Here is an 8,571-nt window from a genome sequence, read left to right as displayed (position 1 = left end):
ACCAAAAAAATGGTTGATTTTCTGCTTTTTAGTGTTAACTGGGAAACTCGGGAGAAAAATAACACTTTTTTTAAGTGTTATTTTCTTTATTCTTCAATATCTATTTGTGCAAGTTCAACAACTAATTCATCTTTTGAAATGGTTAATGAATCATTTTTTAAATCTTGTTCAATTTGTTCTAAATATAAAGCTTTTTGCTTGTTTGTTTCTCTTTTTTTAGAGAAAGCAAATAATGTAGCTGCTGCTGTTAAAAACGCCATTATTGTAGTTATGATTGAAATTGTTACAAATAATCAAACTGCTGTTAAATTTGGGTTTTTAGCAATAGCATAAGCTGATAACAATCCATTAAATGCACTCATTAAAATTAAAGCAATACTTACAATTAAGAAAGTTCATTTGGATCTTAAATACTTAGTAGTTAAACTTTTCATACTTTTTTTAGTTCTGTTTATTTCATTTGAATAATCCATAATTATTCTTCTCCTTCGTTAAGTGAATATTTATTACCAAGTATTTCAGAAACTCTATCAAAAAATAATAAATCTTTATTTTTTGCTTCTGCATATTTTCCTTCATTTGCTTCAAAAAGAACTTTTTCTAAATAAATTAAATTATTAACTTTTTGATTTCTTATTCATTTTTTCTTTACAACAAATAAAGCTAATAATCCATTTAAAATAGCTAAAGAAATTCCTATTCACAATGTGAAAATTGGTCATTGATCTACTATTTTTCCATCAACTTCTGAAGTGAATAAAAGGGCAAATCCTTTAAATTCTTCTAATCTAGAAGAAGCTAGTTTTGCAACTCCCATTAAACCAGAAAAGAAAGTAAATAATAATGAAAATAGAGCAGCTACTCAAAAAATTATTTTATAAATTTTTGCTTTTATATTAGTTTTTAAAGTTATATAATCAATAAATTCTTTTGTAGAATCAAATAATTTTACATTCATTATTTTCCACCTCCTAAAATAAATTTCTTGATTAATTGCCCTTTTGAAACTTGTTTTTTAGCTAAAAAATCTTTTTCAATTTGATTAAATTCTTTATCAAATTGTTCTTTTGAATAATTTTCATCTTCTCTTAATTTATATGTTATATATGTTATTTTTCTCATTGCTTGTTTATAATCTTTAAATTTCATTACTTCTCTATAAATAGATAAAAATAAATTAAATAAAAAGGTTAGAACGATAAAGGAAGCAAGTACAATTGTTAAACCTAATTCATCAAAAAATGATTTTCTTGTTTCTGCTGGAATAGAATTATAACGATTTACTTCTATAACAATAACTGTTATCGCAATTGCAATAATAGTTAAATTTAAAATTATTAAAGCTCATTTAATAAAATTATCTAAAATAGAAGAATATTTTGCTTCTTTTGCTAATTTTCTTTTTTTGCTTTCTACATATTCAAGCAATTGAATATTAATATTTTTCATTTTTCCTCCGACGGCACATATTATACTTTATTTTTTAAAAATAAAATAGTAAAATATATATGAGTTTTAAACTCAAATTAGGAGAAATTTTTTATAAATATGGATCAATTTATCAAAACAGTGAGTAACCAATCCCTATGAGGAGCAATAATTGCTTCTATTGGGATTATTACAATAGGTTACTTATTCGCAAAATTTAAAATTTTAAAACAAGAAGGTAAAGGAATTATAAATCAAATTGTTTTATTAATTGCTTTGCCTGCTCTTGCGCTAAATGGTTTTATGAAAACCATTACAATTAAAAGTTTGATTGAACAAGCTGTAATTCTTGGGGTTGCTTTTGCGTTTTACATAGTGCTGTGCATCATAGCATTAGTTTGAGTTAAATTTGTAAAAGTTCCAAAATTCTTAAAATCTAAAGTTATTAAAACTTTAGGTGGTGAAAAAGTTACAGAATCAAGAGCTTTAGTTATTTGAATGATGTTAATTTTTGGTTCAACAACATTCTTTGGACTACCTATTATTCAAGCAGTTTATGACAAAAACGGAGTTTTAGCTGCTAACATCTGAAACATTCCATACAGAATTTTCCTTTATTCTCTATGTTTTATGTTGATGTCAGGTCTTAAATTCAATAAAGCAAACTTTTCAAAATCAATTAAAACTGCTTTATTAAATCCTATTGTTATCGCTACATTTGTTGGTTTAATTTTATGATTAAGTCAATTAATTCCTGGTGGTACTTGAAATGTAGTAGATAAAGATGGTAACAAAACAGGAGCTATAGTGGGGTGATTTGAATTAAGTAAAACTCTTCCTGCTTTACACAAAATAATCCAAACTCTTTCAGGTTTAGCTTCACCATTAATTTGAATAACAATTGGTATGACTATTGCTACAGTTCCTTTGAAAAACGCAATACAAGATATATGAGTTTGAATATTTGTAGCAATTAAATTGATAGCAATACCATCACTAGTTCTGTTAATAATGTTACCTTTAAAATATACAGGAGTGGTTACTGGTAGTGTTGCTAGTTCAATGGTTATTTTTGCTGCAGTTCCTCCTTCAACAGTTGTTATTGCTTATTCCATGAAATACAAAATGCATGAAACTTATTCAGCACAGTGTTCTGCTTTAGCAACTCTTTGTGCTATTGTAATGATGCCTGTTTGAATAGTTATTTTAGGATTGGTATTTTAATGGCAAATATAAAAGTTATTTGTTTTGGAGTAAGAGAAGTGGAAAAAGAAATTTTCCACAAATTTAATAAATACAATTATAAATTAGAACTTCGTTCTGACTCATTAAATGAAAATACTGTTGATAGTGTTAAAGGTTTTGATGCAGTTATTACAAGAGCAAGCGATAAAGTTAATGCTGCTGTTGTAGAAAAAATTCATTCTTTTGGTATTAAATACATTTTAGCTAGAATTGTGGGTACAGATCATATGGATTTAGAAAAAATGAAAGAACTAGGAATCAAATCAGCAAGAGTTCCTTCATATTCTCCAACAGCTATTTCAGAATTAGCATTTTCACTTGGTGTAATGTTAAACAGAAAAAGTCTTCACTTTGCTCACAAAGGTTATAATAAAGATTTTACCGTTGATCCTTTTGGTTTTGCAAGAGAATTTAAAAACACAACAGTAGGAATTATTGGAACAGGAAAAATCGGATATTGAACTGCTCACTTTTTTAAATCAATAGGTGCAAAAGTTTTAGGATTTGATCCTTTTCCAAATGACAAGGCAAAAGAAGTACTGGAATACACCAATTTAGATGACCTATTAGCAAAATCAAATATTATTTCATTTCACATCCCTTATATTAAAGGTCAAAATGATAAAATGATAAATAAAGATTTTATTTCCAAAATGAAAGATAATGCTATTTTAATAAATACGGCTCGTGGTCAAATTCAAGATGAAAATGCTTTATTATGAGCTTTAGAAACTAACAAATTAAGTGCTATTGCTGCAGATGTATTTAACAACGAAGGTGAAATTTTCTTTAAAAAACACCAAAAAGAACTTCCAAATGAAACAGTTCAAAAATTAATGACTTATTATCCAAGATTTGTTGCAACTCCACACATAGGTTCATATACAGATGAAGCAGTTGCAAATATGGTTGAACAATCTTTTGATAACTTAAATGAATTTTTAACTACCGGAGATTGTAAAAATAAAGTTTACTAAAAACAAAAAGTTAACAATTATTTGTTAACTTTTTTTATTCTTTACTTATAAATAACCTTATTATCCTATACATAAGTCATAAATTATCTAAATATTTTGTTTCTTTTAGATAAAGATTTTCTTTTAAATTAGAAGGTAATATTAGCTGTGATTTTGCTTTCATTATTTCTTGATCAGAAATTCAAGCGTCTTCTGAAACAAAATCTATTAAATTAATTTTGTCTACCATTTTTTTATAATTATTTTTGTTTAAATATAAAGAATTAATGAGTAAACAAAGTAAAATATAAAATTTTAAGGTTTTAAAATTATTAATTTTTTGAATATCTATTTTATCAACAAAAAGTTCTTGTGTATTTGCCAAAACTATTTCAATATCTTTATATTTATAAATTTTATCTCGTTCTATTTCTATACAAAAATCCTTTATTTTTGCTTTTAAATCATAATTTTTATCATCAGAAATTAAAGTAATACTTTTTATTATAAAAAAATCATCAAAATATAATTCTAAACCTTTTTCTCCTATAAAAATTACTTTATCAAAATCTAAATTAGATTCTATGAAATTTAGATTTTTTCTGTTTTTAATAAATTTAAATCCATTAATTACTGAACCAATTCTTAAAGAAAATAAATTTATTAATAATATTAAAGCAAAACAAATTAAATTACTTCTATTTTCATAATAAAAATATAATAGTCCAAAAATCATAACTCTTCTTAATGCTGCAAATAAAAAGAATATAGAAAATATAAAACAAAAAACAATAATATATATAATCACTTCTTTATGTGGTGCTTCATTAATTTTGATTAAATAAAATATAGATAAAAATAAGGTTAAAATGAAAATAAAAGAATCTATAAAGGTAAAGAAAAATAATTTAAATCTCGAACTTAAATAAGTTAATTTTTCAACTTCATTTTTTAAACTAAAGAAGTTTGTCTTCATAATTTCCCCTCAATCTTTTTCAATTAAAATTCATTATAAAAAACATTTTTATTTTATTTTTATAGTCATTATAATCTATTTCTTTATTTTTTAAAATCTGTATTTTAATGGTTAAAATTAAAATGTATTTTATTAATATTCATAATATAAAAGGAAAAAATAAAATTGGTAACAAATAAAAAAGAAGTGAAGCAATTACACTACTTGCAGCTAACTTATTGTAAATCTCAGTTCTAAAAATTAAATCAATTATCAGTAAAATTAAAGGAAATATAAGGATTAAAAAATTAAAAGTTAAAAAGAATATAAGTCTAAAAAATGAATAATCATTATTTATTCATTTTAGTATTTTTTTAATTTCTTTATTTTCCATCATTTATTCTATTTTTATAAATTTCAGAGTAAGCATTTCTGGCTGTGTAATATTTAAAATCAAAAAGTGCTTTTTGCATATTCGACATCATTGTTTTTAAATCTAAATAACCTTTAAAAAAAGAAATAAAACTATTTTTTCCTAGTTCATTTTCTATTTCTTTCATTGTTTCTTCCATTATTTTTATATTAGGTATCACTTCTTGATATAAAGTTTCTATTAAATATCTGGATAAAGAAATAAATTTATCTGGAAGTATTCCTACTTGCAAAATTAATTGACTACTTAAAAGAGATAAACTACTAAGCAAAAATGATGAAGCTTTTAAAATTGTTGAAAGTGGTGTTTCGTTATCTAAAACATCCGCCGGATAACCTATAACTTCTGAAAAAGTTTCTAAATTACTTGAAATTTCTTTTTTTGTTTCGGTTAAAATATGATCTGATAAAATTTTTTCATAAAAAATGGTAACTTCTTTTAAAAGTTTTATTAAACTTTTTCCGTCTTTAAATTTTTGCAAATATTCTCATTTATTTTCATTCAAAAAGTCCATAATCCTATCTCATCCTGCATCAATATTTTTTCCTAATTTCGGATCTCACGGTTTATCATATAATAATTCCATAACAGGAATTACAGCTCTACTTTCTATTTTTATCGGTAAATCTATAATCATAATATTCCTTCTTTCCCTTCATTTTAAAATGAAGTTACATAATATATATAATTAAATTATAATACTTAAATAAAAGTGTACTATTTAAAAAAGCAAAAAATTATATTTTTTTATTTTTTTATTTCAAAATTCCTTTTTTTCATAATATATGTAAATATATTATATCACTTTTAAAAAAAGAAAAATACCTTTTTATATAGGTATTCTCTCTATAAAATTAATTTTTGTTTTTTGAAAAATACAAATTTAGTGTGTATCAAAGTGTTATTTTATAAAAATCTTTTTCTCTTCTATTTATATAGTTTTTATCTTTAAAAATATATGTACTGTTTCCAAATAAATAAATAACAAAACAAGAAAAATAAATATTAATTAAGGAATTAAATAATTCAGCATCAGTCATTTTTTCTTTTTTAATTAACTCAATTTGTTTATTTAATCTTTTTATTATAAAATCTTTTCTACTTTTGTTTTTTCTATAAAAAGTTAAGTTTTTGTATTTTTCTAAGTCTTTATTTTGTTCTCAAAAATTAATTAATTCTTGGATTGGATTTTCTGTTTTTTCTTTGCTTTTTGTTTTTCTAGAAAGTTTTATCTTATAAATAACAAAAATTAATATGAAGTAAATTATGAACAAAATACTAAAAATAATCGATAAGATTCAATATACATTATTGCTTTCTTGATTGTAAGATTCAATTGTAGACATTACTATAAAAAATATAAAAAAGGAAATATTAATAATGATTTCTCAAATATCTATAAATTCAATCAAACTATTTGTATTTTTTGTATTTTTTTGCGCTTTTCAAATTCTTTTATCTATTTTTTCTAAAAAAGTTTTTTGTTTATAAGACACAAAGAAAAACAATGAATTTAATAATGAAAAAAGCATAAATGCTAATAATATTAATAAAAATGATTTCATGATTAAAACAATAGAGATAAAATTGATGTTATTGATAATACAGCATTAAAAGCCGCAGGAAATCAATATGTTGATGCAGAAATAGTTGCACCGCTAGCAATTAAAATTGGTTTTAATATATTAGAAATGCTATGTCCTAAAGTATAAATAGATGATAATGAATAAGTAGCTTTTTTAATATTAGCCATTTCTTCTTCGTATTTAACTAACGCTAATTTTATTCCTGCCACAATAGAAGCAGAAGCAGTTGCTCCAACAGAACCAGCTATTGCTATTGGTAAGGCTCCAACAAAACCGAAAGAAGCAAGAGCAAAACTTAAAGCGGAAGTTCCGGCTAACACACCAGTAAAAATAGATAATGTTTTTTTAGCAGTTTTTAATTTTTCTATTAATTCTAATAATTTTTCTTTTTCTTCTCTTAATTTTATATTTTCTGCATAATTTTTATAAAAATCATAGTCTGTTTGTGTATAACTTTTTATTTCTTTTAATTTTAATATTTTAAATAAAGTTTCTCTATCTCCAGCTAAAATTAAATTTGTTATTGTCAATAATTCTTCTTTATTTTTGCTGTGTAAATCATTATCTAGATTAGTGTGAGTGAGTCTTGAAATAAAATCAATATGTTCTTCAAGTTCTTCTAGTGTTAATGGTTGTGCTTCTAAATTTCTAAATAATTTATTAGCATGTTCTAAATATTCTTCTAAAGAAGGTTCTACTTCTTTAGACAAATCTTCTTCTTCTAATAATTTAATATTTTTTTCTATTCTTATTTCATCTTTTATTAAAAAATTTGTATCTATAACTATAAACTTTATGATTTTTTTCTCTATTCTATTCATTTCTCTCCTTAAAAGAATAAATTTTATTTAGTTTCTTTTTTCATTATTTTTTTAAAGAAAGTTCAATCTTGTTGTTCTTGGAAAACTTCTCTTGGTTTTCTAAATTTAATTTTAGGATTTTTGTTTTTTTCATTAAAATTACCAAACTCTATAGAAGATAACAATACATAAATAAAATATGCTAAATAAGTAAGTAAAGGAACTAAAACTGATAAAGTTACTATATTTAAAGGTCATCTTGTTAGTTTTCCCAAAGTCCCTATTCCAGTTCTACCAAGGTATAACCAATTAGGATCTAATGCTATTTTTAATTTAGGGTTGTCTATTTTTTGTAAAATTTCATACATTATTCAAGAAACAAAAAATATTACTATTCCTAAAATTAACATCATCACAAGTCCTTGTGTTATTACTGTAATGTTTATTTTTGCTTTTTTGCCATATGCAATATGTGTTAGAACTGGGATAAAAATTACAAATCCATGAGTTAATATAAAATCTCAGTAAGCATAAGTGTCATATCCAGAGTCAAACCCTGCTCTTTCATATTCTATTGTCCCTGGTTGGAAAGAATTATAAATTCTGTCTTGATTAATAAATTCAGGAACAGGTCCTAAATTTACAAATAAAAATCCTACTATTCCACCTAAAAAAGCTAATATACTAATATATTTAATATTGTGTGCCTTTTTGAAAAGGAAAATAAATCCAAAATAAACTATATAAAATCTACATAAATGTAAAGGAATTAATTCTCATTTTCAAGGATAATCGCGAACCAAAAATAAAATTATTCTAAAAATATTAAATATTATTACAAAAGCACCTATCACCATAAATAATTGATCTTTGTTTAAATTTTTTAAATATTTTTTGTGTGGGTTTGAATTAAAATGGTTATATATTTTTGATTTATAAATTCAAACAAAAGTAGTTGCTAAAAGAATTAATGCAAAAATTGAATAAAATAAAATCTTAGACTCTGCAAATGTAACTACATTTCTTCTTCAATTAAAAAAATCTAAAAATTGCATTTTTTTCTCCTTTCAAATTTTTGTATATAAATTATAATACTATTTTTTGTTTTTAAAATGTAAATTATTAATCAAAATGTCCTTTTTTTAGCGATATGAAAATAATAATTATT

General features: G+C 23.1%; 11 protein-coding genes. 2 read left to right on the top strand and 9 right to left on the bottom strand.

All coding sequences use genetic code 4. The features are described 5' to 3' along the window. Nucleotides 1-86: 86 nt before the first annotated feature. Genes ACXX88_RS03650 through ACXX88_RS03640 form a run of 3 tightly spaced genes read right to left on the bottom strand, consistent with a single transcriptional unit; the run spans nt 87 to nt 1,449 of the window. Nucleotides 87-473 (bottom strand): hypothetical protein, encoded by a 387-nt coding sequence (locus ACXX88_RS03650; protein WP_436358756.1) that lies wholly within the window; start codon nt 471-473, stop codon nt 87-89. 2 nt (nt 474-475) lie between these two features. Further along, nucleotides 476-958, bottom strand: a complete 483-nt coding sequence (locus ACXX88_RS03645; RefSeq protein WP_436358755.1) for a DUF4231 domain-containing protein — start codon at nt 956-958, stop codon at nt 476-478. Beyond that, on the bottom strand, nt 958-1,449 hold the full coding sequence (locus ACXX88_RS03640; RefSeq protein ID WP_436358754.1) for a hypothetical protein: 492 nt from the start codon (nt 1,447-1,449) through the stop codon (nt 958-960). The genes ACXX88_RS03645 and ACXX88_RS03640 overlap by 1 nt, the downstream gene beginning before the upstream one ends. Nucleotides 1,450-1,548: 99 nt before the next feature. On the opposite strand from ACXX88_RS03640, the gene ACXX88_RS03635 reads away from it, so the two are divergent. Then, nucleotides 1,549-2,652: an AEC family transporter gene (locus tag ACXX88_RS03635; RefSeq protein ID WP_458559617.1), complete on the top strand. Its 1,104-nt coding sequence runs from the start codon at nt 1,549-1,551 to the stop codon at nt 2,650-2,652. Then, on the top strand, nt 2,652-3,650 hold the full coding sequence (locus ACXX88_RS03630; protein ID WP_458557257.1) for an NAD(P)-dependent oxidoreductase: 999 nt from the start codon (nt 2,652-2,654) through the stop codon (nt 3,648-3,650). Before ACXX88_RS03635 ends, ACXX88_RS03630 begins: the two co-directional genes overlap by 1 nt. A gap of 34 nt (nt 3,651-3,684) precedes the next feature. Here the strand turns inward: ACXX88_RS03630 and ACXX88_RS03625 are convergent, their stop codons facing one another. The 6 genes from ACXX88_RS03625 to ACXX88_RS03600 form a co-directional block, all read right to left on the bottom strand. Further along, nucleotides 3,685-4,605, bottom strand: a complete 921-nt coding sequence (locus tag ACXX88_RS03625) for a hypothetical protein (protein ID WP_436358751.1) — start codon at nt 4,603-4,605, stop codon at nt 3,685-3,687. Beyond that, nucleotides 4,586-4,981, bottom strand: coding sequence for a hypothetical protein (locus tag ACXX88_RS03620; RefSeq protein WP_458557258.1), 396 nt, complete (start codon nt 4,979-4,981; stop codon nt 4,586-4,588). The genes ACXX88_RS03625 and ACXX88_RS03620 overlap by 20 nt, the downstream gene beginning before the upstream one ends. Next, entirely contained in the window at nt 4,968-5,654 is a 687-nt protein-coding gene (locus tag ACXX88_RS03615) for a hypothetical protein (RefSeq protein WP_436358749.1), read from the bottom strand. The genes ACXX88_RS03620 and ACXX88_RS03615 overlap by 14 nt, the downstream gene beginning before the upstream one ends. A 217-nt stretch (nt 5,655-5,871) precedes the next feature. Continuing rightward, nucleotides 5,872-6,549: a hypothetical protein gene (locus ACXX88_RS03610; RefSeq protein ID WP_458559616.1), complete on the bottom strand. Its 678-nt coding sequence runs from the start codon at nt 6,547-6,549 to the stop codon at nt 5,872-5,874. Between the two features lie 35 nt (nt 6,550-6,584). Continuing rightward, on the bottom strand, nt 6,585-7,424 hold the full coding sequence (locus tag ACXX88_RS03605; protein ID WP_458559615.1) for a hypothetical protein: 840 nt from the start codon (nt 7,422-7,424) through the stop codon (nt 6,585-6,587). A gap of 23 nt (nt 7,425-7,447) precedes the next feature. After that, nucleotides 7,448-8,458 (bottom strand): TMEM164 family acyltransferase, encoded by a 1,011-nt coding sequence (locus ACXX88_RS03600; protein WP_458559614.1) that lies wholly within the window; start codon nt 8,456-8,458, stop codon nt 7,448-7,450. Nucleotides 8,459-8,571 lie beyond the last annotated feature (113 nt).

This window comes from Mycoplasma sp. 5370 (assembly GCF_054343435.1).
This window is presented reverse-complemented; position numbering and strand designations above follow the sequence as displayed.